This is a genomic window from Nostoc sp. NMS7 (assembly GCF_017115085.1).
In the GTDB taxonomy this organism is placed as follows: domain Bacteria; phylum Cyanobacteriota; class Cyanobacteriia; order Cyanobacteriales; family Nostocaceae; genus Nostoc.
In genome coordinates this window covers 34,464-58,162 of the sequence record NZ_JABXKJ010000249.1, presented here as the reverse complement: position 1 = coordinate 58,162, position 23,699 = coordinate 34,464, and the positions used below count along the sequence as shown (strand labels likewise).

Annotated in this window: 21 protein-coding genes; 12 read left to right on the top strand and 9 right to left on the bottom strand. The window is 43.0% G+C overall.

Annotated elements, in window-relative coordinates:
* Positions 1 to 100 precede the first annotated feature (100 nt).
* Complete coding sequence (locus HWQ38_RS35500; protein WP_292803653.1) at positions 101 to 526, bottom strand: nucleoside deaminase; 426 nt, start codon at positions 524 to 526, stop codon at positions 101 to 103.
* 88 nt (positions 527 to 614) lie between these two features.
* Between HWQ38_RS35500 and HWQ38_RS35495 the strand changes: the two genes are divergently transcribed.
* The 5 genes from HWQ38_RS35495 to HWQ38_RS35475 all read left to right on the top strand — a co-directional run bounded on the left by HWQ38_RS35495 (position 615) and on the right by HWQ38_RS35475 (position 4,604).
* Positions 615 to 1,403: an ion transporter gene (locus HWQ38_RS35495; protein ID WP_292803650.1), complete on the top strand. Its 789-nt coding sequence runs from the start codon at positions 615 to 617 to the stop codon at positions 1,401 to 1,403.
* 87 nt (positions 1,404 to 1,490) lie between these two features.
* Positions 1,491 to 2,327 (top strand): S-formylglutathione hydrolase, encoded by an 837-nt coding sequence (gene fghA / locus HWQ38_RS35490; RefSeq protein ID WP_292803647.1) that lies wholly within the window; start codon positions 1,491 to 1,493, stop codon positions 2,325 to 2,327.
* 378 nt (positions 2,328 to 2,705) lie between these two features.
* A complete protein-coding gene (locus tag HWQ38_RS35485; RefSeq protein ID WP_292803644.1) occupies positions 2,706 to 3,155 on the top strand; it encodes a pyridoxamine 5'-phosphate oxidase family protein in 450 nt (149 codons plus the stop codon).
* Between the two features lie 190 nt (positions 3,156 to 3,345).
* On the top strand, positions 3,346 to 4,290 hold the full coding sequence (locus HWQ38_RS35480) for a J domain-containing protein (protein WP_292803641.1): 945 nt from the start codon (positions 3,346 to 3,348) through the stop codon (positions 4,288 to 4,290).
* The gene (locus HWQ38_RS35475; protein ID WP_292803638.1) at positions 4,287 to 4,604 is read left to right on the top strand and encodes a chaperone modulator CbpM; all 318 of its coding nucleotides are present in this window, start codon (positions 4,287 to 4,289) and stop codon (positions 4,602 to 4,604) included. The genes HWQ38_RS35480 and HWQ38_RS35475 overlap by 4 nt, the downstream gene beginning before the upstream one ends.
* Positions 4,605 to 4,850: 246 nt before the next feature.
* On the opposite strand, the gene HWQ38_RS40690 is transcribed toward HWQ38_RS35475, so the two are convergent.
* Positions 4,851 to 5,039: a zinc metallopeptidase gene (locus HWQ38_RS40690; RefSeq protein WP_366933383.1), complete on the bottom strand. Its 189-nt coding sequence runs from the start codon at positions 5,037 to 5,039 to the stop codon at positions 4,851 to 4,853.
* A 124-nt stretch (positions 5,040 to 5,163) separates the two neighbouring features.
* Positions 5,164 to 6,441: an aliphatic sulfonate ABC transporter substrate-binding protein gene (locus tag HWQ38_RS35470; protein WP_292803635.1), complete on the bottom strand. Its 1,278-nt coding sequence runs from the start codon at positions 6,439 to 6,441 to the stop codon at positions 5,164 to 5,166.
* 223 nt (positions 6,442 to 6,664) lie between these two features.
* Here HWQ38_RS35470 and HWQ38_RS35465 point away from each other — a divergent pair, with 223 nt between their 5' ends.
* The 3 genes from HWQ38_RS35465 to HWQ38_RS35455 all read left to right on the top strand — a co-directional run bounded on the left by HWQ38_RS35465 (position 6,665) and on the right by HWQ38_RS35455 (position 8,954).
* Entirely contained in the window at positions 6,665 to 7,333 is a 669-nt protein-coding gene (locus HWQ38_RS35465) for a cadmium resistance transporter (protein WP_292803631.1), read from the top strand.
* A gap of 978 nt (positions 7,334 to 8,311) precedes the next feature.
* Complete coding sequence (locus tag HWQ38_RS35460; protein ID WP_292803629.1) at positions 8,312 to 8,539, top strand: hypothetical protein; 228 nt, start codon at positions 8,312 to 8,314, stop codon at positions 8,537 to 8,539.
* Between the two features lie 16 nt (positions 8,540 to 8,555).
* Complete coding sequence (locus HWQ38_RS35455) at positions 8,556 to 8,954, top strand: PIN domain-containing protein (RefSeq protein WP_292803627.1); 399 nt, start codon at positions 8,556 to 8,558, stop codon at positions 8,952 to 8,954.
* Positions 8,955 to 9,070: 116 nt separating this feature from the next.
* Here the strand turns inward: HWQ38_RS35455 and HWQ38_RS35450 are convergent, their stop codons facing one another.
* The 3 genes from HWQ38_RS35450 to HWQ38_RS35440 form a co-directional block, all read right to left on the bottom strand.
* Positions 9,071 to 10,294: an AAA family ATPase gene (locus HWQ38_RS35450; protein WP_292803624.1), complete on the bottom strand. Its 1,224-nt coding sequence runs from the start codon at positions 10,292 to 10,294 to the stop codon at positions 9,071 to 9,073.
* Between the two features lie 249 nt (positions 10,295 to 10,543).
* Positions 10,544 to 10,933, bottom strand: coding sequence for a type II toxin-antitoxin system VapC family toxin (locus tag HWQ38_RS35445; RefSeq protein WP_292803621.1), 390 nt, complete (start codon positions 10,931 to 10,933; stop codon positions 10,544 to 10,546).
* On the bottom strand, positions 10,923 to 11,132 hold the full coding sequence (locus HWQ38_RS35440) for a hypothetical protein (protein WP_292803618.1): 210 nt from the start codon (positions 11,130 to 11,132) through the stop codon (positions 10,923 to 10,925). The genes HWQ38_RS35445 and HWQ38_RS35440 overlap by 11 nt, the downstream gene beginning before the upstream one ends.
* Before the next feature lie 165 nt (positions 11,133 to 11,297).
* Between HWQ38_RS35440 and mgtA the strand changes: the two genes are divergently transcribed.
* On the top strand, positions 11,298 to 13,844 hold the full coding sequence (gene mgtA / locus HWQ38_RS35435) for a magnesium-translocating P-type ATPase (protein WP_292803615.1): 2,547 nt from the start codon (positions 11,298 to 11,300) through the stop codon (positions 13,842 to 13,844).
* 150 nt (positions 13,845 to 13,994) lie between these two features.
* On the opposite strand, the gene HWQ38_RS35430 is transcribed toward mgtA, so the two are convergent.
* Entirely contained in the window at positions 13,995 to 16,232 is a 2,238-nt protein-coding gene (locus HWQ38_RS35430) for an FUSC family protein (RefSeq protein ID WP_292803612.1), read from the bottom strand.
* Between the two features lie 105 nt (positions 16,233 to 16,337).
* Between HWQ38_RS35430 and HWQ38_RS35425 the strand changes: the two genes are divergently transcribed.
* The gene (locus HWQ38_RS35425) at positions 16,338 to 17,126 is read left to right on the top strand and encodes a Uma2 family endonuclease (protein ID WP_292803609.1); all 789 of its coding nucleotides are present in this window, start codon (positions 16,338 to 16,340) and stop codon (positions 17,124 to 17,126) included.
* A gap of 343 nt (positions 17,127 to 17,469) precedes the next feature.
* Here HWQ38_RS35425 and HWQ38_RS35420 read toward each other — a convergent pair whose 3' ends face one another.
* Entirely contained in the window at positions 17,470 to 19,092 is a 1,623-nt protein-coding gene (locus HWQ38_RS35420) for a DUF1565 domain-containing protein (RefSeq protein ID WP_292803606.1), read from the bottom strand.
* A 212-nt stretch (positions 19,093 to 19,304) separates the two neighbouring features.
* Between HWQ38_RS35420 and HWQ38_RS35415 the strand changes: the two genes are divergently transcribed.
* Together HWQ38_RS35415 and HWQ38_RS35410 are read left to right on the top strand one after the other, a co-directional pair.
* Positions 19,305 to 19,805 (top strand): hypothetical protein, encoded by a 501-nt coding sequence (locus tag HWQ38_RS35415; protein WP_292803603.1) that lies wholly within the window; start codon positions 19,305 to 19,307, stop codon positions 19,803 to 19,805.
* A gap of 908 nt (positions 19,806 to 20,713) precedes the next feature.
* Positions 20,714 to 21,256: a Uma2 family endonuclease gene (locus HWQ38_RS35410; protein WP_292803800.1), complete on the top strand. Its 543-nt coding sequence runs from the start codon at positions 20,714 to 20,716 to the stop codon at positions 21,254 to 21,256.
* Here the strand turns inward: HWQ38_RS35410 and HWQ38_RS35405 are convergent.
* Positions 21,218 to 23,695 (bottom strand): EAL domain-containing protein, encoded by a 2,478-nt coding sequence (locus HWQ38_RS35405; protein WP_292803600.1) that lies wholly within the window; start codon positions 23,693 to 23,695, stop codon positions 21,218 to 21,220. The genes HWQ38_RS35410 and HWQ38_RS35405 overlap by 39 nt on opposite strands.
* Between the last annotated feature and the right edge of the window lie 4 nt (positions 23,696 to 23,699).

The following is a 23,699-nucleotide window of genomic DNA, read 5'->3' as shown; positions in this document are numbered from 1 at the left end:
ATGAGAATTGCAACCCGCAGATCCCCGACTTCTTTAATAAGTCGGGGATCTTGTTTCTTACGAATGATTCAGAATTGCTATAAATTAGCCAGTGCGTTGCTTATTTAAATAACTCCAAACATTCATTTTTTAAAACGCCTTTTGTGACTTTGATGTTTCTAAATGATTTAGCGATCACCTCTTCGCAAGATATATTAATTTGTGATTGATTTAACGAGATTAAATCTTGAATTGAAGCACCATATACAATTTCTGATAACCCACTCCAAACACAAGCAGTTGCACACATCGGGCAAGGTTCGCCAGTTGTATATATGCTATAACCTTCTAAAGAAGGATTTTTTAGTTTAGCTGTTAAACTGCGAATGACGTTAATTTCTGCATGGGCTGATGGATCGTTGTCTCTACTAACAGTGTTATGAGCTACGGCCATGATTTCGTTATTTTTAACAATGACGGCACCGTAAGGCGCATCGCCTTCTTTTGCTTCTGCCAAAGCTAAACGCATAAAATATTCTGGGTTCATATAAGCTAAAGTTAATATAAGGATAATGGTTAATAATATCGTATTTCTAATGTTATAACTGAGAATTAAGATTAATTAACGGTCGAATATGTTACTCAGCAGACAAGAAACAGAATTTTATTTAAAAGACCTGGAAACACCAATCGGTAAAGCGATTAATTTAACACTTGCCGTTATGGTGTTACTATCATCAGGAATTTTTGTGGCAGAAACTTATAATATTCCTGATTCTGTACGGTTTAAGTTGAATCTAGTCGATATTGCGATCGTAATCATCTTCGCGGTGGAATATTCACTCCGCCTGTGGAGTGCGGAAAACAAAATTAAGTATATTTTTAGCTTTTATTCGATTATTGACTTAATAGCAATTTTGCCATTCTTTCTAGGAATGATGGATATTAGCTTTATCCGCCTACTCAGATGGTTTCGGATTTTACGATTAATCAGATTTATAGATAGAAAATTTTTATTCGCCACTATCAGCACCGAAGATGGAATGATTTTTGCGCGAATATTATTTACATTATTTGCAATTGTTTTTATTTACTCTGGTTTAATTTATCAAGTCGAACATCCAGTTAATCCTCAAAATTACGGTACATTTTTGGATGCCTTTTATTTTTCCGTTGTCACAATGACAACTGTCGGATTTGGCGATGTTATTCCAATTTCTGAATTAGGGCGCTTGCTAACAGTATTAATGATTTTTACCGGAATTGCGCTGATTCCTTGGCAAGTGGGAGACTTAATTAAGAGAGTTGTGAAAACTGCTAATCAGGTAGAAACAGTTTGTTTAGGTTGTGGTTTGACTTTCCATGATCTAGATGCTGGGTTCTGTAAAAGATGCGGGACTAAGTTACCGGCGTTGCAGGATTGATTGAGATGCGATCGCTACCTGCATAATATTAACTTAGACTAAAATAGTCATTCTCCGACAGTCGCTCAAGGATTGAGAATATAATCAATGGCTAACCTCAACCTCCTTTCAGAATATAAAAGCTTTGGTGGCAAACTCGGCTTTTACAGTCATGACTCCTCCACCTGTAACGGTGAAATGCGCTTTGCTGTCTATCAACCACCACAAGCAACTCAAAAACCGGTGCCGATTCTCTATTTCCTCTCTGGATTGGCTTGCACTGAAGAGAATTTTATGGTAAAGGCGGGAGTGCAGCGCTTTGCGGCTGAGTACGGTTTGATATTGGTTGCACCAGATACTAGTCCACGTAATACTGGGATTGCAGGTGAGGATGATGGCTGGGACTTTGGCACGGGTGCGGGCTTTTATGTTGATGCTACAGAGGAACCGTGGCGTCAACACTACCAAATGTATAGTTATGTCGTCCAGGAATTACCGGCTTTAATTACCGCAAATTTCCCCACCCAACCTGAGAAACAAGGTATTTTCGGTCATTCGATGGGGGGACATGGGGCGCTTGTCTGTGCGATGAGAAACCCACAACTCTACAAATCAGTATCAGCCTTTGCACCGATCGCTGCACCTATGCGTTGTCCTTGGGGTGAAAAGGCTTTCAGTGCGTATCTTGGCAACAATCAAGAAAGTTGGCGTGCTTATGATGCTAGTGAATTAGTCAAAGAACTAGGATATCACAGTTCAATTCTGATTGACCAAGGAACTGCTGATAAATTTTTAGCTGAACAATTACTGCCAGAGGTGTTTGAGCAAGCTTGTGCAGATGTTAACCAGCCGTTAAACTTGCGTTACCAAGAAGGCTATGACCACAGTTATTATTTCATTGCCAGTTTTATTGAAGATCATATCCGCCACCATGCGTTAGCGTAGCTTACCGTAGGTATCGCTTTATTAACTACAGCAGTTTTCATCTATTTAAACCCCATATTTTTATAGAATTCTTATTTGATTTGGGAACAATACTACGAGAAAATACGGCAGGTGTATAAGTTAACCAGTAGATAATGATAACTCAGTATTTGAGCAACTGCCACACTTATATTAATTTTTATATTGCAGTTAAACAAATAACCCCATAAATCAAACAGTACCCTGTCATGCTGTAGGAAAATCAATAAGACAACAGCCTTGATGTGCGATCGCTCAAAGGATTTTGGGTGATGTCGCTAGACATGGTGATCTAAGTCTTGAGCAACAACACATTTGCAACTAGATTAATCAATTAAATCTTTATTCTGGAGAATGACTATGTTAGATATTGATGAAATGGGTACAAAAGAGATGTATGATCTCTTGCAGAAAGTAGGACATGGACACTTAGGTTGTGCGCTTGAAGGACATCCCTATGTTGTGCCTATGCACTATTATTTTGAAGAGCCAAACATCTACATTTTCACGACGCTGGGGATGAAGACCAAGTATATGGACGCGAATCCAGAAGTCTGTTTGCAAGTTGAAGAAGTGCACGATCTAAAGCATTGGCGCAGCGTTACTGTGACCGATCGAGCCGAACACATCACTCTTCAGCAAGACATCGATCGCGTGATGCAATTTGTCAAAACGCAAAATCCAACGCTTTCGCCCGCGATTAATCGAACCTGGATTGATGCTTGGGGTCGTGCGGAGGTCATGGCGCTCTACCGCATCCATCCCAGCGAGATGAGTGGACGAACCACTGATGGAGTCAGCAGTCAATAAGAATCAAGATACCTCAATAGTTGAGGTATCTTGATTCTACTAGGTCGAGGCTTTACCAACGACATTGCAGACTAACGGCAAAAACTCCACCAACAGGCTGAAGAACTGGACATTATAAGATTATAAGATTTTGAGAATCGGGAGTAGCTTACTACCCACCCCAAAATAACCCGCAATCGAGAGGTCAGTGATGCCAGCTGCAACGGACTTTAAGGACTATTACACCATCTTGGGAGTGAGCAAAACCGCAACCCCTGAAGAAATCAAACGGGCTTACCGCAAGCTTGCCCGTAAGTATCATCCTGACCTCAATCCTGGAGATAAAGGTGCAGAGGCAAAGTTTAAAGACCTGAACGAAGCGAATGAAGTACTATCTGATCCAGAGAAGCGGCAGAAGTACGATCGCTTTGGTCAGCACTGGAATCATCCTAGTTACAGTGAAGCGCCGCCACCTAACGGAACTAATGCTGGGACAGGCGACTTCGATCAGTACGGCGATTTTGATTCGTTTATCAACGATCTGTTGGGTCGATCGAGACGTCAAACCTCCACTGGTGGCTTTGATGATTTTAATGGTGGATTTCGTTCTCAAGCTCCCGCACCGGATACTGAAGCTGCGATCGCACTGACATTTTCTGAAGCGTTTCACGGTGTGCAGAAGCGACTGCAACTGGACGAGGAAATGATCAACGTCCGCATTCCCGCAGGCGCAAAATCAGGTAGTCGAATTCGGCTCAAAGGTAAAGGTCGTGCTAGTCCGTTCTCTCCACAGGGCGGTGATTTGTATCTTACCATCGAGGTGTTGCCCCATCCCTTCTTCCGATTTGAGGGCGATAACCTCGTTTGTGACATTCCAATTCGCCCCGATGAAGCGGTTTTAGGCGCACAAATTAGCGTACCAACCCCCGATGGGGGCGTGACGATGAAAGTTCCTAAAGGGGTGCGATCGGGGCAATCGCTCAGACTGCGTGGCAAAGGCTGGACATTGCCAAAAGGGGGACGAGGTGATTTATTCGCCAAACTTCAGATTGTCACGCCGAAAGACCTCAGTGCGATCGAGCAAGAATACTACGAAAAAATCCAGGCAAATACTAGCTTTAACCCGCGTGCCCAGTTAGAGGAGATTAAGTTATGACTTCCAGCCTTTCAAAAACTGTGGTTTCACTCGAAGGTGAGCAACTCTACACCTTTGAATATGCCGCTTTGATCACTGAGACTTCAATTACGCTTGTGAAGTTTTATGCTGAATTAGGCGTAATTGAACCGATCGGCGACCTGCTGCATCCCCGCGAGATTGCTCGAATTGCTCAGATTCAGCGTTTGCGTCAAGATTTGCGGCTGAACTTAGTCGGAGCCGCAATGGTGCTAGATATGGCTCAGGAAATTGCCCAATTACGGGCACAGTTACAAGTGTATCAGTCTCATCAATCCGAAAGCCGGGAATTTTAATCACTCCTGAGATAGACCAATTATTCCCTGGATAGCCAGAAGCAATGTTGCTTGCAGCTCCTTAAATTGGGGTTAACTATCTCATATATATCTTGCACCAATTACTCAGTTCAAGAACTATAGCTTCAGCTTTATCCAATGAGTTTAAGGCAAAGCCCCGCCTTCGGCGATCGCGTGCGGCGCAAACAGATTCCTACTGATATCTTTTATGAAAATCGAGTAAGTGCAAACTTTCTACTCAAAAATTCAAGCAAACAGACGGTCTATAGCTGAGGAGCGTAAATAAGTTAATGCACAAGCAAGCAGAAATTTTCTGGCCGCCTTCTGTTGCTGTATGCTTAAGACTTTGTATTGCTTCAATAAAGGCAGTGCTAGGAAAGAAGCATGGATCTCAGTTAGAAAGACGAACCAACGGCATATCAACGCGCAGCAAATTGATAGTACAACTATTTATGCTAAGTCCACCACCAGGAGCAATAATACGAGTTTTATTCCTTTCGATTTCTGCACGTTTTTCTAAATGGCGTTTTTCCGCCAAACATACAGGTAGAAAATCGGATTAATAAGTCCAATTTTGCTTGGTCTGCAAGCTATAGGTTCCATCTTTCACATTCACCCGCTCAGGAATCAGATTTAAATCTCTAAATATATTTGCTTGATGCTGCAAGGCATTGAGCGATTGGTCGTCAATGGGGATGATGGCGCGTTCGCCACTATGTTTGTGTAAAGTTTCGACGATCGATGGATCGATTTGATGGTGTTCTGTCAATCGTTGAACAGCTTCTAATTCCTGTCTTTTAGCCCAAGTTCCAGCTTCATTCACCTCTTCTAAAATCACCTTGAGCAAGTCGGGATAGTCGCGTACCAACTCTGGAATCGCGTAGTAATAGGTCGGAACTTCTACGGAGGCTTTGTCACCAAATATGCTCTCTAGTCCGGCAATCGAGCGCCCTGGGTAAGCGCTTCGCGCCTGAGTTGCTGTGTAGGGAACCCAAATCACCCAAGCATCCACCTCACCCCGGCGAAATAGGGGCAGCGCCTCCGGTTGTGTTAGATAAACTGGCTGAATGTCGCTAAAATCGAGTCCGACTTTTGCCAGCGATCGCACAAGTATATAATGTGCGCTTGAGCCTTTGTCAAAAGCGATCTTCTTACCCTTGAGATCGGCAAGCGTCTGAATCGGCGAATTTTCCGGTACCAGAATCGCTTGACCCTTGGGAGAGGTATATTTTTCTTTAGCTACTCGCACAAATACATGATCCGCCGCTTGAGAGAAGATGCTGGCTGTACCACCGCCGCCGCAAAAGTCAATCGTCCCGTTGCTAAGTGCTTCGATCAGAGAAGATGCTGATAAAAAACTTGTCCAGGTGACACTCAGCCCATAAGGTCGCAAACGCGTTTCCAGCAAGCCTTGAGTACGGAGAACTTCTAAATTTGTCATCCCCTCTGGATATCCCATTTTGAGTTGCTTGAGCCGCCGCGCTTGCTCGGCTAAGGGCGTGTTGCTAGATTGACCCGAACGGCTAGAAAACCAGCGATCCAAAACTATACAGAAAATTATGCCTCCTATAAATAGTCCCACAGTTTCCAATAACTGCATTATTGAGTTTTTGGGTAGGTTGAACTGATTCATTAGAGAGGATATCTGATTGCTAGATTCAGAAGCCGCAATAACATGACCGTTAGAAACTAGAGTCAAAACCAAAATCGAGACAAGTCCGATGCAAAATCTAACTGCAAACCTGTAGGTAGCCGATCTACGAGTGGCTGATCTGAGCGACCGTAAGATGTTTTGACCTGTGCCTCTAGGCAGAAGGTCAATCAAACGGCTAATCATAAATTACTCCTTTGATACATATAGGTGATGGACATTGCCGGATGAATTGCAGATAGAAGATAAAGTCAAAGCACCACTTGATATGTATAAACTACCAGATTTGCTCTGAATTACACCCAATATGGGATACTCACATTATCATATCGATATTGTGGGAATTCTCTACAACGGTTGAGCGATCGCTAGTTTTGGTAATCAGATAGGTGCTGAGTGAGGGATAGTAATGAATTGGTTAATTGCAACAATTAAGATCGGGCTAGCTACGGCTGTGGCAACAACCTTTGACGACAATATTTATCTGACTGCCTTCTTCAGTGAGATTAATCGTACTTTTCGTCCTCAACACGTTGTGGTTGGTGAGCTTCTAGGGTTCACGGCATTAGTGATCGTAAGTTTGGTTGGTTTCTTACTGGGGCTAGTGATTCCGTCAACTTGGACGGGGCTACTGGGGATTCTGCCGATACTGATTGGCATTAATAATTTGCTCAACCTTAATAAGGATGACTCAGCCGAAGATAAATCAGCCAATCTAAAAAGAAACTCTAAAATTCGAGGATTTGATTCTAGAAAGCGATCGCTCTGGGACGTAATCCGCGATCCGCAGACCTATCGCGTGTCTGCGGTTACAATTTCTAACGGCGGTAACAATCTTGGGATCTATATTCCCCTGTTTGCCACTAGCTCAATCCAAAATCTGTCTGTAATCATACCTGTTTGCTATTTAATTGTTTTGTGCTGGCTATTTATGTCCTATAGTCTGACACATCTACCTGGTATTGCTTTGATACTCAGCCGTTATGCTCGCAAGATTTTCCCCTTCGTGCTGATGTGGCTGGGTTACAGAATTCTGATGGATAGCGAATCCTATCGTCTTTTTCTACCGAAAACTTGACAGACAACTTTTCGGTTAGGGGGGAAAGGGTTTGAATTCACCGAATTTTAGATTTGAAATTTTGGATAATGGAATTGAAGATTAGACCTCTTGCAAAAGTCCCTAACACCCCACCCCCAACCCCCCTTCAAAAGGGGGGCTAAAAATGGCTCTATTTCCCCCTTTTTAAAAGGAGCCAGTCCGTTGGGCGGGTTTCCCGACTTGAAGGACCTGGCGTGGACTAAGGGGGATTTTGAAGGACTGTGCAGCTTAACCGAACCCTATTGTGTCATCACTGCTGCAAGGGACTGACAAATAAAAAAATATCCAATTATTTATTGTGGGGTGGGCGTCTCGCCCACCCAGCAACGAAAGGCGGGCAAGACTTCGGCGTGAGCGCTCAGTCCTTCGACCCTTTGACAGGTGTTACCCTGAGCCCTTCGACAAGCTCAGGGTAACACTTGTCGAAGGGCTCAGGGCAGGCAAGCTCAGGAACCATCGAACGCTGCCCAACCCACAAGATTGGATAATTTATTTCTTGGAAATCCCCAATCGTCTCGTTTTGAAGTACCCAAATATCGTTTTGCAGTACGCAAATATCGTTTTGAAGTACCCAAATATCATTTTGAAGTACCCAAATATCGTCTTGAAGTACCCAAATATTGTTTTGAAGTACCCAAATATCATTTTGAAGTACCCAAATATCATTTTGAAGTACCCAAATAGTGAAACCAAATTGACGCTGATTAAAATTATTTACACTGCAATCTGGATATTTTTCAACTTTCTGATTTTTTATATGCTTTATGCTGCGATCGCAATCTTGTAATTGGGACGATAGCGAATGCTATACAGCATAGGTTTTTCGTGCATGGTGGTAAGCGTAGCCATGCCGTCAGGCTGATCGCGCTGAAGGTTTTGAGTCCGTCAAATTTTAGCTAAAATGTTCTAGTGCCGTGATTTATTAGCGATCGCTCAAGTTACTCAACGCAACCCATTATGTTACAAACAATTCAAGGAATATACAGGAACGGCAAAATCGAATTAGCTGAAGTGCCACAAAATATTACTGAAAGCCAAGTTTTTGTAACTTTTTTAACTTCTAAATCAGTCAGTTTAGATAGTCAACTTATGTCTTTTGGTATGTTTTCAGGTTCTCAGCAATCCACTGAGTCTGATTTCAAAGATGCTGAGTTTCATGGCGATGCTGATGAGGCTCTGAGTTAGATATAAATCTATCAACATGAAATATATACTTGATACCCATGCTCTAATCTGGTTTTTAGAAGGTAATTCTCGTTTAAGCCCTATTGTAAAAGCTATTCTTTCCGATGCAACCAGTGAATTAATTTTGCCTGCGATCGCCTTGGCGGAGTCGGTATGGATCGTTAGTCGTGGTAAAACTTCGATTCCTTCTGTTGATGCCTTGTTAAAGGTTGTTAAGAATGATAAACGAGTTTTTATACATCCACTGGATTATGATGTCATTGAAAAAAGTGTAGAACTAACCTCTATCAATGAAATGCACGATCGCCAAATTGTATCAACAGCTTTAGTTGTAGAGAGTCAAGGAAATCAAGTAGCTTTATTAACTTGCGATCAAAATATTTTTGCTGCAAAGTTGATAACAATTATTTGGTAATTATTTTGCTTTGCGATCGCTAGTTCAATTTTCATCAAATCAAAAGCGATTACTGTTACTATTCTGTTAGGAAGCGGTTGTAGGCTTTGAAAAGGATAGCGCAAAATTTATTAGCATCATATTGGAAGCGAATTAGCAATCGCTTCTAGTGATAGATCCTTGATAAATTCTGATTGCTCAATAATTTTAATGTTACGATTGTACTTCTCTTGAAATAAAGATCGAACCTTTTTGAGAATTGTCTTAGAATGTCGATATCTCTCAGGATCATCATCTAGGATTTTAGGTGCTTCAACAGCTAATTCCCCAAAATCAAGTTTTCCATAACCACTTGATTTCCTTTCAATGTCATATCTTCCGTTAACATATTTTTTAATACATAAGTCTTTCGAGTCTTTAGTTGCTTGAGTAATTAGTTCACTGGCATCAATCTCAGCAATATTATTTAGATTAGCAATATGTCGATGGCATAAGAAGTGTGACTCAATATTAACTCCTTTTGTAAGAAATGGTTTGGCTTTCAAGTTCCTAATTTGTTTTTGCCATTCCTCAGCTTCTATCTCATTAAAGTAATCACGATCACGATGTACAACGATAGTTGCATGAGAGTTGCCAGCTCGTATCAAATCTATAAGAGGTCGAAGGCTTTGTGGAGAAGTACATCCGTGGTATGCAAGAACTAATGTATCGCTTTCTGGGATACCTGACGACCATAGAACCTTCTCAAGTGTGCGTTTATGAGTATCTTCGGTTAATACAATACAACGCTTAGAGTTGGAATGTGAAACCATCTCTTTGATATCTAATGCACCAATATCTAGCAGCACAGCTAGGTCATGATCTTGCTCAAATCTCTCGGCGGTTCCAGATCTTATCCATAAAAACATCGCCTGCCCACTTAATGCATCAACGACATGACGTGAATGTGTGGTTAGAATTACTTGTGTTGAGCGATCTTCAGAAACTGACTGGAGAAGGCGGCATAATAATCTTTGATTATTTGGATGAAGATGAGAATCTGGCTCATCCAAGATAATTACTGATGGATGAAAATAGTGTACATAAGCAAGAATTTGTACAGCTTGAAGAATGCCAGTACCAGCGAGTTCAACAGGTATATCTTTACCTGCACCAGAATCAATAGTCACCAAAATATATTCATCTGTTTTTTCATTAAAATCTACTTTTATAGAGATGTTTGAGAAAATTTCTTGGAGATCACCAATAAATGAATCCCAATTATCTTTTCGGGATTGTGCAGATAATCGAAGGAGAACATTGCGAAATGCGAGGTTTGCGTCCCCCCTTGCAATAGTTCTTAGAAGTACTCCATCAGACATATATGTTTCATGTCTGGCTATTCCAGCTAATCCAGGAGAATAGATAGTGAAAGGTTCAGAGAGAGATGCTATCGACTTTGCAGATTCTGTATTTAATATAGTGACGTTTATGTTGCCATTTCGACCTCTTTTTATAGTTACCTTTATTGTATTGCCATCACTTAGATTGACATCTATTTCTATTGCAGACTTAAATTATCGCGCATTGAGATGATGGGAAGAGGCGATCGCAAAACATAATAGCCATCATTACCAATGCTCTATAACCAATCCATCCACATAATCAAAATCTGAATCATCGGTCACAAGCACCCAACCATGTTCCAGACAATGCGCTGCAATCCAAACATCATTCATAGGAATTGGTCGTCCTTTGCGCTTCAAAACTGAACGAGTCTGAGCATAGATAACTGCCGTTCTCTTTTCCACAGGCACAACCGTACAAACTTCCATAAACTCGAAATATCGAGGAAGATTTTTCAACGGTCGAGTCGAGTTCTCAGCCCCAAACAGTAACTCTCCCGCTACTACCACCGACAAAAATATTTCTGGTAACGCCAACACCCTTGAAACAACATCAGGATCACCATTCAAAAAACGTATTGCAACAGAAGTATCTAATGCAATCTCACCACTCATTTAAATCAACCTGACGACAATCAGCTTGAATTGCTTCCTGTAAATCAGCCGCCTCATCATCACTCAAAATACCAGCAAATTTCGCTAGAGGATGATGCCTACGCGTTGTCTGAACCCGATGCAAAAAATCTAAGATTACTTTAATTAATTCATCTGGAACCTCTGCAAGTTCTTGGATAAGCTGCTCGCGGCTAGTCATGCATTTCCCCTCTTTAGCAAAGTTTATCGTCTAATATTATAACGAATCAGTGAATCAGTCTCAAAATCAATTACACAGGTTTAGCGATCGCATCTGCGGTTAGATTGCAGATGCTTACGATAAATGTGGTTAACCCTTGTCGCTTGACTAACCCCAAAAACCCAAATGATGAATCCCCAACTTTCCACATTTTGGAGCTTACCCACAGATCAGGTGCTTCAGCAGACGCACTCTACAACCGCAGGGTTAAGCCGTCAAGATGCCAAACAACGTCTGAGCGAGTATGGCGCAAACAGCCTCAAACAAAAACACAAATCTAGCGCATGGATGCTGTTGCTGAATCAATTCAAGAGTCCGATTATCTTGATTCTGATTTTTGCGGCGGTGCTGTCGATTTTTCTTCGAGATGCGGCAGATGCCACGATCATTTTAGCGATCGTTCTGATCAGTGGGCTATTAGGATTTTGGCAAGAGCGAGGAGCCTCAAACGCCGTCGAAAAATTATTAGCATTAGTGCAAGTTAAAGCAACTGTTTTGCGGGATGGTCAATCTCAAGAAATCCCCAATGAGGAAGTTGTTCCTGGTGACATTGTATTGCTTTGTGCAGGTAAAAATATTCCGGGCGACTGTCTAGTTTTAGAGTCGAAAGATTTATCGGTGGATGAAGCAGCACTAACAGGAGAAACCTATCCGGTTGATAAGCTAAGTGGCGTATTGGCTGCAGAAACTGGACTGGCCAAACGCACCAATTCTCTGTATATGGGAACCAATGTAATTAGTGGAACGGCTTTATCAGTAGTTGTTCATACCGGAAAAGAAACTGAATTCGGCAAAGTATCGGAACGCCTAAAACTCAGACCGAGCGAAACGGAATTTGAAAGGGGACTGAGCAAGTTTGGCTACTTTCTCATGGAAGTAACACTAATTTTGGTAGTTTTAATTTTTGTCGCCAATGTCTACCTGCATCGCCCAGTGCTGGAATCCTTTATGTTTTCTCTGGCGCTGGCTGTCGGTTTGACTCCCCAACTGCTCCCTGCGATCGTTAGTGTTAATCTGGCTCGTGGTGCTAAGAAAATGGCGAAAAAGCAGGTGATCGTCAAGCGCTTACCCGCGATCGAAAACTTTGGCAGTATGAATGTGTTTTGCACCGATAAGACGGGTACGCTGACCGAAGGAGAGGTGAAAATTCACTCTGCGGTTGATGTAGACGGAAAAGAAAGCGTTGGCGTAGACTCCCCGCAGGCGAATCGCGTTCTACTTTACGCTTATTTGAATGCTGCATCTGAGTCAGGTTATGTGAATGCGATCGATACAGCAATTCGTGAATACAAAACATTCGATATTTCAAGCTATCAAAAGCTAGATGAAGTGCCTTATGACTTTAACCGCAAACGTCTAAGCATTCTATTCAAGAAAGAGAGTACGCATCTAATTATTACTAAAGGCGCACTAAAAAATATTCTGGATGTTTGCTCAACCGTTGAAACTGCTGAGGGGAAAACGATCAACATTGTAGACCAGCGACAAAAACTCCACCAACAGGCTGAAGATCTGGGCAGTAAGGGATTTAGAACCTTGGGTGTGGCTTATCGTGATTTTAATCAAGATTCTTTCAGCAAAGATGATGAAACGAACATGACATTTCTCGGCTACCTTGCTCTGTTCGATCCGCCAAAAGCTGGCATTGCTGACACCCTCAAAGAGTTGCAACTGCTGGGAGTTACCCCGAAGATGATTACCGGAGATAGCAAGGCGGTTGCTATGAGTATTATTCAGCAGGTAGGATTGCCTGAACCAAAGGCAATGACCGGTTCGGAACTAGAGAAACTCAGTGATGAAGCCTTGATGCAGCAAGTCCAACAGACAAATGTCTTTGCCGAGGTAGAGCCAAATCAAAAAGAGCGGATCATCATCGCCCTGAAAAAAGCCGGGAATGTAGTTGGATATCTGGGAGACGGCATTAACGATGCTTCTGCGCTTCATGCTGCCGATGTCGGCATCTCAGTGGAGAGCGCAGTTGATGTTGCTAAGGAAGCTGCTGATATTGTGTTGATGGCAAAAGATTTAAATGTCCTTATCGAAGGCGTAAAAGAAGGACGGGTGACATTTGGCAACACTTTAAAATATATATTTATGGCAACTAGCGCCAATTTTGGCAATATGTTTAGCATGGCGGGAATTTCTCTGGTTCTGCCCTTTTTGCCGTTGCTGCCCAGTCAGATTTTGCTGACGAACCTACTAACTGATTTCCCGGAATTGACGATCGCTACAGATCGGGTAGACAAGGAGTTAACTAACAAACCTCGGCGGATGGATATCAAGTTTATCCGCAACTTTATGATCGTGTTTGGTTTGCTGAGTTCAGTATTTGATTATCTCACGTTTGGGGCGCTGCTGTTGCTGCTGCACGCTCAACCACAACAGTTTAGAACCGGTTGGTTTTTGGAATCTGTAATCTCTGCTTCGCTGGTTGTGCTGGTCATTCGTACCCGCCAATCCATTCTCAACAGTAAGCCAGGAAAATATTTGTTAATGGCTACGCTGGCAACTATTGGAGTGACAATCATCATTCCCTGGACACCGTTGGCAACCCTGCTCGGATTTCAACCGTTGCCGTTGAGTTTTGTGCTTGTATTAGGAGCGATCGTCGCATTTTATATCATCGCAGCCGAAAGCGTTAAACATATATTCTACAGCCACGTAAAATTTTGAGCCAGCAATGGAATACAGATCCCCTTAGAGGTTGTTTAAAAAGTGTTTCGCTGTGACTTTAGGCACTTATTGATCCCCCCTAGCCCCCCTTTTTAAGGGGGGGAACTTCTTAAAGTCCGTCTTTAATTTTGAATTTTGAATTTTGAATTGTTAATTACCTGATGTTAGCCGTACCATCGCTGAGTGCATAGCAGTCAACCGCCGTACAATCTGATCAATCTCCAAATCTAATATGCTGTAATCAATCACTGCCTGACGAATCGGTGTATGTCCTAGATTGACAGCTAACTCTTGTATCCGGGCTGTACGCAGTGCTTGTAGGTGCGGTTGGATTTTTTGCAGCGTTTGTTCCAAGTCAGGTAAGGGCGGTGGGGCAATTTCCTGCTGTACTGAATCAGCTAACTGTTCTAAGACTAGCGAAATTTGGCAAACAAAGGTTTCTAATTCTGGGAGTGGCACTGTTCCTCGAAAATGTTCCAGATGTACTGCCAAAACTGTCACGGCGTTAGTAAAACGTCCCATGTATATCAGCAGCGTCATCACTGGTTCTACTAATTCTTTGTGCATTTGCGGTTCGCGCAGTAATCCTTGGAATGAGGCTTGGGCATTGCCAATTGCCAGTCCAGTTTGTCGCCGTTGACTGATAATGGTAGAGTCAGGCTCCTTTTTTCCCTGGTAAACAGCCATAACATCGCTAAAGTATTTGTGACATTCTCGTAGCGCTGTGGCGAGTTGACTGGGTAAACGATCGCGTTCCCAATTTGGCCAGATAAAGTAATGACTCGCAAAAGCCAGTCCCGCCCCAATTAATGTATTCAACACCCGAAAGCCAGCAAATTCCCAACCAATGGGATGACCAATATCAATAATCAGTAAGACAAATATTGATAAGAAAACCACCGAATACCCATAGTTGAAACGGATCAGAGAAACGCCAAAAAATACTGTTAGCAGAATAATTGTGTCTAATACAAGCTTACTCGTGATGGTTGCAAGTAAAACAGCAGCTAACACAGCTCCCAAGATAGTCCCGCCAACTCGCTGGAAAAACCTCTGAAAAGTTGCACCCAAGTTCGGTTTGAGGACTATCATGATCGTCAGTGTCACCCAATACCCCATTGGTAAATTGGTAATGCTGTATAATATTACGCCAAAAGTTAGACTTACAGCAATGCGGAGAGCATGGAGAAAGATTGCTGAGTCTAAGGTGAGGTTTTCTTTGAGTAAATTTAAGAGCGATCGCTGTTCGTCTGCAACTAAAAGAAGTCTATCTACATCACGTTGACTGATCGTGCTATGATCGGCCAGAGATTTAGCTGTCTGAGCAGTGTATTGCAATTGCTTGATTATCTTTTCGATCATCAGCACTAGGTTACTGAGAGCAACCAGAGTTGTATAATCTGTCTCACTCCCGGCAATTGCTTTTCTTTGCAGACTTTCTTGTTCTTTGAGTGCCTCATAGATGCGGTTGAGATTTCCCAGATCGATGCTGCTAGGCTTACCAGATATGGCTTTCGCTATGGCTTGAAGAATAACTGATATTTGTGCGAGTGCATCGTCTACTAATTGCTGGACTGCGTGATATTGCTGTTGTTGGCAGTAAGTTTCTAGTAATTCTATTAAGCCAATAACTGAGCCAAGTAAGCGATCGCCATCCTGAATTAGCACCAATAACTGCTCATTCATCCAACTTCGAGCCGACTGTCCAATCCGTAATGTACCTAAAGTAGTGCGTGCTGTCTCTAATGCCTGTCTGATTAGGAAAATATTTTCAGGTGTTGCTACTTTAGCGACAAATGCCTGAATGTAGTTGGCGATACCTCCGGTGGGCTGCGCCAACCCACTGAAGCAAGCAGCCACAGCTATCCGTAGTGGATCATAAGGTTTAAAAGGCCACATTACTAAAGAAAGTAGCATCGCCCATCCACCTGCAATTAGACATAGCAGCGATCGCATGAGTGCGACTTCCAAGTTTCCTGGCTGTGCGATCGTAGAAATAAATGATATCCCTATCACCAGACCGACATTTGCACCAGCATTACCGTACAGCGACGCCAAACCGGAAGCAAGTCCCCAGAGAAATGTTAGCACCACAGTTAGGGCTGGAACTCTGGCGACTAAAGTACCCACAAATACTGAAACAGCTATTCCCAAAGTAGCCGCTACCATCGCCCTAGCTTTGATCCGGTAAGGGCCACCAATATTCGCTAAGTTGACAAAGTAAGCTATTAAACCGATAAATAACCCGCTTTCCCTTTGGTTGATCAGTTGCCCAATTAGCATGGGAACCCCCAACGCTAACACGGCTCGCAAGCCGTTAGATATTGCTGGTTTTCCTGGCTCTGACTGGATCAGAAATCTGAGGAAATTACTTCGATTCAACTGCATGGTTTTTGTTAATAAAACAAAATTTTTATCTGGATTTTCTTGATATTCTTATATATATAGCCGTCCTGGAAGCGATAAGATCAAAAATAAATTCATGTTGTGTTTATGGCAACCCAACTCAGTGAAGCCAAATCCCAAAAACTGGTAATCTCTTGGGAAGCTTTGCCCAAGGATTTTCAACTAGAGGATGAACCAGTGGAGAATACCGGTCAGCCACTTTTGGCTGGTGCTTTGCGTGAAAGCCTAGAAATCAGTGGATTCATCCAACCCCAGATGTTGATCGCTTCAAACTTTGGTCTTTGTGCGACAATCAACGGGCAATTTATTGCCAAAGCACCTGACTGGGTTTATGTGCAGTCGGTTAATCAAGTTTTGGGTAATCGCAAAAGTTATACACCCAATTTAGAAGGAAATATCCCAGCGATCGCCATCGAATTTTTATCCGAGACTGAGGGGGGAGAATATTCGGTAAAGCGAACTTATCCACCAGGAAAATGGTTTTTCTACGAGCAAATTTTGCAGATTCCCATCTACATAATTTTTGAACCAGATGGCGGTTTATTAGAATATTATCAACTGGAAAATAAACGCTATGAGTTAAAGCTACCTGACGAAAATGGCCGTCATTGGATTGATGTAATGGGCTTATTTTTGGGAACTTGGCAAGGAACAAAAGAAGCTCACACTGGTTATTGGTTACGCTGGTGGGATCAAGCTGGTAATTTATTACCGTGGGCTGGGGAACAGATTGAACAAGAACGCCAACGCGCTGAACAAGAACGCCAACGCGCCGAACAAGAACGCCAACGCGCCGAACAAGAACGCCAGCAAAAAGAACGACTGATTGCTTATTTACAATCTCAGGGTATTGACCCGAATAATTTGCCTCAGTAGGGGCACAGTCAACTTAAGGTTAAAAGGGCGGTTAGAAACCGCGTCTACACAGACAAAACCCACCTCCGTGGGTTAAGAACCCTTGATTTTGTATTAGTCCACGGAGGTGGACTTTGTTTGTGTAGCCGTGAATTCCATTCGCCCTGGCTCTAAGTTGACACGCATGAGCTTTTTCTGTGCCCCTATAACAGATGTGGTTCAAATACATGAAAACTGCTGTAAGTATGAATTTGCCTCTAATTTAGAACCCTTTTTGTTGGGGCAATACCCTGCGGTCAGCTAAAGCTACATGAATTGCCCCGACAAAAATCATCCGATTTTGCAAAATCAACTAGTTTCCCAATCAAGCAGTCACAATATAAGGCGAGTCGATCGCTGCTACACGATTAGCATCTACCAAGGCTTGGTATACCATCACCGCTACCTCAGCGCGTGTAGCATCGCGGGTAGGATTAAGTTGTTTGAGATTTGGGTGATTGACGATAATCTCTTTTTGAGTAGCCTTGATTACTTCATCCTTGGCATATTCGGGAATCTTTGCTTGGTCATCGAAAGTTTTGATGGCGGTTGCACTATCAGCAGATAACCCCAATCCATTCACTAGGGAGACAATCACTTGCACGCGCTGGATATTTTTGTTGGGACTGAAGCTATTGTCAGGAAAACCAGAGAGAAATGAACCTTGATATGCCTGCTGAATTACCTTAGATGCCCAAAAGTCTGCTGGTACATCTTTGAATTTGATCGCGGGGCGGTTTGGCGATGGGTTGAAAGCTTTTACCAGTAATGCGGCGTATTGTGCCCGTGTCATTGTCGCATCTGGTTTAAATGTGCGATCGGGAAAACCATTAACTATCTCTAATTTGACTAATTCCCGAATAAACCCACCTGCCCAATGATTACTAATATCGGTTAATTCGATAGTAGGCGTAGGTGTCGGAGTGGGAGTGGGTATCGGTGTAGGTGTAGGCGTAGTGGGAGTGGGTATCGGTGTAGGTGTAGGCGTAGTGGGAGTGGGTATCGGTGTAGGTGTAGGCGTAGTGGGAGTGGGTATCGGTGTAGGTGTAGGCGTAGGCGTGGGCGTGGGTGTTGGAACCGAACTATCTGCAAACTCTACATTTCCTGTGACTTTAGACGCATCTATTTTATTTCCCACGGAAACCAGCTTGTTGGAACTAGCATTTTGCAAATCAAATTTACCGTTATTGCGTAGAGTATTGCCGCCTGGGTTATTGGTACTGCCGATATCTGGTAGGGCAGTAGCAATCACTGTGATCCCATCGTCGGTATTATTTTCACTGACATTGTTACGCAATACGGGACGAGCATTACCAGAGATGATAATCCCAGAACGGTTTTCAGAAATTTTGTTATCTATAAGTGTGGGTGATGCAGTATCACTAATAGCAACACCAAAACCTGTTTTGAAGCAAGTGTTACCTTGAATTTGACCTTTAGAATTTTTAGCGATCGCAATTCCATTGGCTGCATTCTGACTAAACACATTACTTAGAATAACTGGGTTAGCCTCACCTGTAGCAAATACTCCCTCCCGTTTACAGTTGGTGAAGGTGCTATTAGCAACAGTAGGGGCAGTTGATTCAATCCAGACACCACTACCACGGCTAGCCAGATTTGTGACAGTGACTCCCCGGAGTTCGGCTTTATCCAGCAACACAAATGTGACATTCTGACCAGCAAAAGTACGGCTTAGGTAGTTACCACTTCCTTCAATCAAAATGCGATCGCCTTTGTTTGCTTCATCACCCGCCACTATAACCCCAGATGGAATAGTTAGCGGAAAGACTTCACCGCTAGCAGCATTATAATTTCCAGCTGCCAGTTGAATCTTAGTGTTATCTGTAGCTACCTTGAGGGCTTGAGTAATAGTTTTGAAAGGGGCTTGTTGGCTACCAAGGTTGGTATCGCTGCCTGTGACTGGATTTACGTAAAAAGTTTTAGCCATATTTATACTTTAAAAAACACATAGCTATCCTAGCGCTAACCATAAAAGTGGGTAGCGGTTGATGCCTTAAATAACTTAAAGTACTTTTGAATCTCAAGTTAAAAAATTACGTAAATGCTTTTGGCTTTCACTAGTACTCCACTAACCTAAAATTGCTGGGAGTCAGGAAGCAAAGGTAGAGTTTCTGACTAATGACTAATGACTAATGACTTATGAATCAAGATTTAACACAACAGTGGTTGACAGAAATCCAGGTACTCAAAGAGCAGATGGCGGGACTTCAACACGATCGCAATGCTGCTTGGGAAAGTGCCCAAAAATGGCGTCAGCTTTATAATACAGAAGCAGAACAACGCCGCACAGATGCCCAACTGTCCCAACAGGCGATCGCATCGCTGAAGGCAGACATACATAAACTCCAGGGTCTTAAGGTCGAAATGGCTACTGGGACAGCAGTAACAGCAAACCAACAAGAAATAGAACAACTAAAATCTGTGGAGGACTTACAAGCTAAACTGATCACCGTGATCAAAGAACGCGATCGCCTCTTGCAAGCTTTGAAAACTGAGCAGGATAACCACGCCCAAACCCGCAATAGCCTAACTACTGCTTTAGGTGATGCTATTGATAGCTTGACACGCGAACGAGCCGCAGGAGAAAAAGACCCAAGAGGACAAGGCGACAAGGAGATAGGGAGACAAGGGGCTAGCTAACATCACCCAATAAGCTTTCGAGGTTTGACCCTCACCGAAGAGGCAGAGGGGAAGGGAGCAGGGAGCGGGGGGAGCAAACCCTTCCCCTCTGCGCGGAGCGGAGCGGAGCATGGGTACGTTCGCGGAGCGTCTCGTAGAGAAGCCCCGCCCTGGAAGGGCGCTTTGACGCAAGCCGCGAGTCCAAGCTCCGTCTCAGTCCCTCCCCCTGCTCCCCTGCCTCTTTTGACCCCCAGCCCCTCTCCCAATTTTGGGCTACGGTGTACACACAAGTCTTGTCGCAGTCATATCTTTATTAATAAATCTCGCACTCCGTTTCTATCGCGCCTCGGAATGAATTCCGAGTCTCATAGCTGAAGTCCAAGTGGACTCAACGAACGATCAATTTAGTCCACTTAAGTGGACTTCAGCTATTAGCCCTGAACTTTAGTTCTGGGCGGGATGTCGGTGAGTGTGACAGTTTAACTATTAACAAATGCGTAGGCGTAGCCAGCCGTAGGCATCGCCATGATTGCAAAAATTTAGCTTTGTCACGCCAGCGTAACGCACCCTTCGGGTTCAGCAGTCGCCTGCGGAGGGAAACCCTCCCGCAGCGCTGCTTCACCGCAAATCTTTGGTGGAGAAGTTTTTCCGACTTGTGTGTACACCGTAGCAATTTTGGGAGAGGGGAGCAAATTCTCTAGTTCCCCGAATCCCAACTTGGGATTCGGGGTTAGGGGATGAGGGCAAAACGCTAGTGGACTGATTGCAATAAAGACATCCTTGCTGATTTGGCAAGGTTGGAAGTCGAGATTCAGGATGGGATGAAAGATTTGGAGGGGCTGTTGCGATAATAGATCAAGCTAATGATGTTTTTACCAGAAGGTAAGGTGATTATGGCAATCACATTAGATAAAGCTGCATCTGGAAATATGACTCTTGAGCAGTTCTTTAATTATGACGATGGTACAGATGCAATGTATGAGTTTGAAGATGGAGAATTGCTTCTGATCACGGCTGAGAGTGAGATAAATCGACGAATTGCCATGTTTATCCTTGTCTGGTTTGTGCAACTGGGTATTCCTGCTTATCGGCTGTCGATGAAAATGGAAATTGTGACCACTGGCTCACAGGTGCGTGTTCCTGATTTGGTGGTGTTTTCTGAGGAATTGGCGACTGCGATGGAGGGGGCTAAACGATCTACGGTGATGCCAGAGATGCCACCGCCGTTATTGGTGGTTGAAGTGGTGAGTCCCAATCAGAGCAGTCGTGATTATCGCTATAAGCGATCTGAGTATGCAGCGCGGGGTATTGCTGAGTATTGGATTGTTGATCCGATACAACAGCGAGTCACAGTTCTGGAATGGGTAGAGGGTTTTTATGAGGAGAAGGTGTATGTAGGGGATAGCGCGATCGCAACGCTTGTATTTGCTGATCTAAAGTTGACTGCTGTTCAACTTTTGCAGTGCCATTAATCTTTCTATCGACTTGCTATCCATGCCTTGGGAGAAATAATATCCCTGTGCGTACTTGCATTTCATCGCTTTAAGTTGTGCTACTTGTTCCCCCGTTTCTACGCCCTCTGCTATTACATCTTTATTTAGACTTTCGGCTAGACTGATGATCGCCTGAATAATCTCTAAGTTTTCTCCATTAGCGCCCATCTTGGTAATAAAAGAACGATCAATCTTCAAGATAGTACTTGGAAAACGGTGCAGGTAACTCATAGATGAATAGCCTGTGCCAAAATCATCTAAGTGTAATTGAATATTCATCTCTTGCAGTTGCAAAATCATAAAACTTGCTAATTGAGTATTTGCCATAAGTACGCTTTCGGTAATCTCCAGTTTTAAATTCCTGGCTTCGAGTCCAGTCTCTTGGAGAATTTGCTTAATTCCTTCAATCAGATCAGGTTGTAAAAACTGTTTAGTGGAAATATTTACACTGATTGTCAAAGGTGGGTCAGCCGGAAATTGTATTTGCCAAGCGTGCATCTGACGACAAGCCTCGCGGAGTACCCAATAACCAATAGGGATAATCAGCCCAGTTTCTTCTGCCAGTTGAATAAAATTGTTTGGAAAAACTAATCCCTGTTGCGGGTGCTGCCAACGAACCAGAGCCTCCCAGCCAATAATCTTGTAAGTTTCTAACAAAACAATTGGCTGATAGTGAATCTGAAACTCCTGGCGTTCAACTGCTCGTCGTAGATCCATCTCTAACTCTAATAGCTTCGTTATTTGGGTGTACATGGCTGACTCAAATATCTTATGGCATCCTTTACCCGATCTCTTAGCCTGATACATGGCAATGTCAGCATCGCGTAGGAGTTCCTCCGGTCGGGTGTAACTAGGATTGCTTAGGACAATACCAATGCTGGCGGTGGTAAATACCTCATTCCCACTGAGTTTGAACGCAGATTTCAGAGCTTGGTGTATCCGCTCAACTACGGTTGTTATGTCATTAATGTTCTTGAGATCATCAAGCAAAATTGTAAACTCATCTCCCCCTAGACGGGCAACTGTATCTCCACCGCGCAGGCAACTTTCCAATATGCGAGCAAACGCAGTTAGTAGTTGATCACCAATCAGATGACCGAGACTATCGTTGACTACTTTAAAGCGATCTAGGTCTATAAAGAGAACAGCGAATGTATAGTCCACACGTCGTTTTGCCGACATCAGCGCACGTTCTACGCGTTCCATGAATCTGGCGCGGTTTGGCAGACCGGTTAGTAGATCGTGAAAGGCATTATAAACTAATTGCTCCTGGGCAACTTTTAGAGGAGTAATGTTGCGAGCGATACTCAAAACAAAATATATTAAACCATCGCTAGCCAATTCCGGCACAAGACGGGTATGGTAATGTTTTGTTTCCCAAGCGATCGTTAAACTGCATTCAAAGTCCACCTCTTGCTTAGTTTGGAAAACTTGCTGGAGGTGATGATCACATATCTGGCAAAATTCTGACGGCAGATTTGACTCTACGTTTGTTTTGCCGATAAATGTTTTGGCTGATATTCCTGTAATGTTTTCAATAGCTGGATTAACGTAAACGTAGCGCAATTGAGTGTTAAATCTGGAAATAATATCAGGTGCATTTTCAACTAGTGCTTTGAATTCTTGCTCGCGGCGTCCTAGTGTCTCCAATATCTGCTTACGTTCGGTAATATCCTGAAAGACCAAAACTGCACCTGTAATGTTACCATCGTCATCTTTAATCGGTGCAATACTATCATCAATTGGTATTTCTGCACCGTTTTTAGTAACAAGTATCGTTTCTTCTGGTAAATGGACAGTAACGCCAGACTCAAGGACTTGTTTTATAAGATTTTCAATTTTTATCCGCGTCTTTTCATGAGCAATATTAAATACTTCTGTTGCTTCTTTACCAAAGGCATCTGAATATTTCCAACCCGTTATTACCTCCGCTACAGGGTTCATAAAAGTCACCGTTCCTAATGCGTCGCTAGTAATCACCCCATCACCAATACTTTTGAGTACGGTATTCAGCCATTGTTCACTCTGTTTTAATTTTGTTTCCATCCGATGTTTGGATAGAGTAATTTCAATATTAAACTTTAATTCTTTTTCTTTGAAAGGTTTGATAATGTAGCCAAACGCCTCAGTTACTTTTGCTCGCTCTAATGTTGTTTCATCGGAATCAACAGTAAGATAAATTACTGGAATATTAAAATTATTATAAATTACCTCGGCGGCCTCTATACCGTCCATCTTTCCCTTGAGAATAATATCCATTAAAACTAAATCTAGAGAATCATCTGCTGCTTTCTCAATTGCTTCTTCTCCAGAGTCGACAAGCCCAAAAACAGTGTATCCAAGTTTTTGTAGCCGATTTCGTATATCCATTGCTACGATGAATTCATCTTCAACAATTAATATATTTACCTTGCTCATGATT

Excerpts from the sequence above, each read along its gene's own strand:
- HWQ38_RS35500 (WP_292803653.1), bottom strand. The coding sequence starts at position 526 with ATGAACCCAGAATATTTTATGCGTTTAGCTTTGGCAGAAGCAAAAGAA.
- HWQ38_RS35495 (WP_292803650.1), top strand. The coding sequence starts at position 615 with ATGTTACTCAGCAGACAAGAAACAGAATTTTATTTAAAAGACCTGGAA.
- fghA (WP_292803647.1), top strand. The coding sequence starts at position 1,491 with ATGGCTAACCTCAACCTCCTTTCAGAATATAAAAGCTTTGGTGGCAAA.
- HWQ38_RS35485 (WP_292803644.1), top strand. The coding sequence starts at position 2,706 with ATGTTAGATATTGATGAAATGGGTACAAAAGAGATGTATGATCTCTTG.
- HWQ38_RS35480 (WP_292803641.1), top strand. The coding sequence starts at position 3,346 with ATGCCAGCTGCAACGGACTTTAAGGACTATTACACCATCTTGGGAGTG.
- HWQ38_RS35475 (WP_292803638.1), top strand. The coding sequence starts at position 4,287 with ATGACTTCCAGCCTTTCAAAAACTGTGGTTTCACTCGAAGGTGAGCAA.
- HWQ38_RS35470 (WP_292803635.1), bottom strand. The coding sequence starts at position 6,441 with ATGATTAGCCGTTTGATTGACCTTCTGCCTAGAGGCACAGGTCAAAAC.
- HWQ38_RS35465 (WP_292803631.1), top strand. The coding sequence starts at position 6,665 with ATGAATTGGTTAATTGCAACAATTAAGATCGGGCTAGCTACGGCTGTG.
- HWQ38_RS35460 (WP_292803629.1), top strand. The coding sequence starts at position 8,312 with ATGTTACAAACAATTCAAGGAATATACAGGAACGGCAAAATCGAATTA.
- HWQ38_RS35455 (WP_292803627.1), top strand. The coding sequence starts at position 8,556 with ATGAAATATATACTTGATACCCATGCTCTAATCTGGTTTTTAGAAGGT.
- HWQ38_RS35450 (WP_292803624.1), bottom strand. The coding sequence starts at position 10,294 with ATGTCTGATGGAGTACTTCTAAGAACTATTGCAAGGGGGGACGCAAAC.
- HWQ38_RS35445 (WP_292803621.1), bottom strand. The coding sequence starts at position 10,933 with ATGAGTGGTGAGATTGCATTAGATACTTCTGTTGCAATACGTTTTTTG.
- HWQ38_RS35440 (WP_292803618.1), bottom strand. The coding sequence starts at position 11,132 with ATGACTAGCCGCGAGCAGCTTATCCAAGAACTTGCAGAGGTTCCAGAT.
- mgtA (WP_292803615.1), top strand. The coding sequence starts at position 11,298 with ATGATGAATCCCCAACTTTCCACATTTTGGAGCTTACCCACAGATCAG.
- HWQ38_RS35430 (WP_292803612.1), bottom strand. The coding sequence starts at position 16,232 with ATGCAGTTGAATCGAAGTAATTTCCTCAGATTTCTGATCCAGTCAGAG.
- HWQ38_RS35425 (WP_292803609.1), top strand. The coding sequence starts at position 16,338 with ATGGCAACCCAACTCAGTGAAGCCAAATCCCAAAAACTGGTAATCTCT.
- HWQ38_RS35420 (WP_292803606.1), bottom strand. The coding sequence starts at position 19,092 with ATGGCTAAAACTTTTTACGTAAATCCAGTCACAGGCAGCGATACCAAC.
- HWQ38_RS35415 (WP_292803603.1), top strand. The coding sequence starts at position 19,305 with ATGAATCAAGATTTAACACAACAGTGGTTGACAGAAATCCAGGTACTC.
- HWQ38_RS35410 (WP_292803800.1), top strand. The coding sequence starts at position 20,714 with ATGACTCTTGAGCAGTTCTTTAATTATGACGATGGTACAGATGCAATG.
- HWQ38_RS35405 (WP_292803600.1), bottom strand. The coding sequence starts at position 23,695 with ATGAGCAAGGTAAATATATTAATTGTTGAAGATGAATTCATCGTAGCA.